The following is a 3092-nucleotide window of genomic DNA, read 5'->3' on the forward strand; positions in this document are numbered from 1 at the left end:
AAGTTGAGCTTTACCCTTTACCTCTAGTGGATCTGTTTTTTCAGGAACACCTAATATCTCAGAGCTAATAGTATAACCTCTTACATGACAAGCTCCTCTATTACTTGTGGCATAGTTCAAACCAATACCTTGGGCAACCCTTCCATCATATGCCGGAAACTCTAGCTTTTTAACACCCATTGAATACTCTACATCACCAAATTTTTCAGCTAATCTATATGATCCAAGTGCTAATAACTCTCCAAAACCTTCTTTCTTGCAGATTTTTTCAATCATTGTAACCATAGCATTGGCATCACCAAAATGAAGAGGCAAACCTGTCTCTTTTTCTGAAATTATGCCCTTCTCATACATCTCCATAGCACATGCTATTGTTGCACCTGCACTTATTGGATCAACCCCGTAAGCGTTACATAGATAATTAGCCTTTGTAATGGCATTTAGGTCTGTTACGCCACAGTCAGCCCCCATAGCCCATATAGGTTCGTACTCAGGGCCTTCACCCACAATCTCTTTACCATCTTTAAATGATGCAACTCTGCCACAGCCAATAATACAACTCATACATGCTTTGTTCCTTTTTAATATCGTATCGGCCATTGTTTCACCAGATATTTTTTCAATATCTTTTATTTGTTCTCTTAAAAAATTATTAACTGGAAGTAAACCACTCTCGTGGATAATATTAACTAACACAGCAGTACCATATTTTGGTAAACCTTCCCCTGAAACAGGATTCTTTTTTATTGTTGAAAAGGTCTTTTGAGCAACTTGTCTATAGGTATCTTTATTAGCTATTTGTACCCCTTTAGTTCCTCTAACGGCAATGGCTTTTAAGTTTTTGCTTCCCATAACTGCACCAACACCACTTCTACCAGCAGCCCTATACTTATCATTCATTATACAAGAGAATAATACTCCTTTTTCACCAGCTGGGCCTATGCAAGCTACCTTTGCATCATTATGGAAACTCCTTTTAATTATCTCTTCTGTTTCATATGTAGTTTTGCCCCACAAATTACTAGCACCTCTTATTTCTACCTTATCATTATAAATTGCAATATAAACGGGATTTTCTGATTTACCTTCAATAATTACCATATCATAGCCAGCAAACTTTAATTCAGAGGGGAAATAGCCTCCAGAGTTTGATGAAGCTATACAATTGTTTAATGGAGATTTAGTAACAACCATATACCTTCCATTTGCTGCACCATATGTTCCTGTTAGGGGCCCAGTTGAGAATATCAATTTATTCTCTGCAGAAAAAGGATCTATATTTTCTTTTAATTCATCATATAAATATTTAGAAGCTAAACCCCTGCCGCCTAAGAATTTCTTGGCATACTCCCTATTTAAATCTTCAACCTTAATACTTTTATTTGTTAAATTTATTCTTAGAATTTTTGATTGCCATCCAAACATATTAAACCTCCTGATATCCTTCTTTAACAGTATTTACAAATCTTAAAATCTTATTCCTTAAGGGCTTATCTTCTTCTGAAAAGGTTAAGCAACCAGTTGGACAAAAGGCAACACACTCAGGAAAATCGCCATTACACAAATTACATTTGTCTGCTTTATTTTTCCACTCAGCAAACTTAATCATACCAAAAGGACAAGCAGATACACAAGTGCGACATCCTACGCACTTATCCTCATTAACTGTCACAACACCACTTTCTGGATCTTTTTCAATTGCAAACTTAGGGCATGCCTTTAAACACCACGGATCATCACATTGCATACATGTCACTGTAATGAAAGCATTCTCTTCTAAAAAAACCTCATTATATATCCTTGTCCTTGATGGAGCAAACTCACCTGTATTTTTAAAAGAACAAGCAAGTTCACAGGTCTTACACCCTATACACTTAGAGGGCTCCACTCTTATTAGCTTCTGCATAATTACCTCCATTTAGATATAAATAAATTCTAAATATAATTATTTAATTCTAAAATACTTTTGATAAATATTAAGTCAATGCCTTTTTTATCATCAACCTTGCTCTCTGTTGGAATAAAAGCTCTTTTAAAACCATATTGCTTTGCTTGTGCTAATCTATTATTTAAGAATGATACTGGGCTTATAAAACCACTTAAGTTGACCTCTCCTATGAACATTGTATCATTGGGGATTGTAATATTTTTATAGGCTGAGACTATAGAGACAACGGTAGCTAAATCAGCTGCTGTCTCTGTTATCTTTAAACCACCAGCTATATTAATATATATATCATAATTAGAAATATTAAAACCACACCTCTTATCTATTAAAGCAATGAGCATATTAAGCCTGCTTATATCAAACCCTGTTGTATTTCTTCTTGGATAATTAAAAAAACTATTGGCTACTAAACTTTGAATCTCTATAATTAAAGGCCTATTACCCTCCATAACTATGGTCATAACTTTTCCAGGAACCTCATATTTAGTATATAATTTATTAAATTCTAGAGGCACCAATCCCCTATCCCTCATTTCAAACAATGCAACCATATTTGTTGGTCCATATCTGTTTTTTGTAGCCCTTAAAATTCTATACCCCTTTGAATAGTCCCCCTCAAAATATAATACAGTATCCACTAAGTGTTCTAACACTTTTGGTCCTGCTATAAAACCTTCCTTGGTAATTTGACCTATGATAAAGATTGTAATATTTTTAGTTTTTGCTATCTCTACAAGTTTATATGTTATATATCTAACCTGTGAAACTGTACCAGCAATAGCACCAATATCATCGGCATATATTGTTTGTATAGAATCTATAATTAAAAAATCTAATTTCTCCCCATCTATCGCAGAAATAATATTCTCAAATCTATTAGTAGCAAGTAATAAAAAATCAATACTTTGCAGGTTCAATCGATTAGCACGCAATTTAATTTGTTCATAGGACTCTTCAGAGGTTGTATATAATACGTTAACTGATTTTTGAGACAATTTTGAGGCAATCTGTAACATAATAGTGGATTTGCCAATACCTGGCTCGCCTCCAACTAAAACAACAGAACCTTCAACTATGCCGCCCCCCATTAATTGATCAAATTCTGGGATATCAGTAAATATTCTATTATTTTTTTCAAAACTTA

3 protein-coding genes are annotated in these 3092 nt (G+C 34.1%); all 3 read right to left on the reverse strand.

Going from position 1 to position 3092, the window contains the following annotated elements:
* Window positions 1–1425 (reverse strand): aldehyde ferredoxin oxidoreductase family protein (locus SVN78_09825; protein ID MDY6821903.1); only part of this gene is annotated, 1425 nt, incomplete at its 3' end.
* Window position 1426: 1 nt separating this feature from the next.
* Window positions 1427–1906, reverse strand: coding sequence for a 4Fe-4S dicluster domain-containing protein (locus SVN78_09830; protein MDY6821904.1), 480 nt, complete (start codon window positions 1904–1906; stop codon window positions 1427–1429).
* A 29-nt stretch (window positions 1907–1935) separates the two neighbouring features.
* Window positions 1936–3092 (reverse strand): DNA repair protein RadA (radA, locus tag SVN78_09835; protein MDY6821905.1); only part of this gene is annotated, 1157 nt, incomplete at its 5' end.

It is taken from the genome of Deferribacterota bacterium (genome assembly GCA_034189185.1).
Taxonomy (GTDB): domain Bacteria; phylum Chrysiogenota; class Deferribacteres; order Deferribacterales; family UBA228; genus UBA228.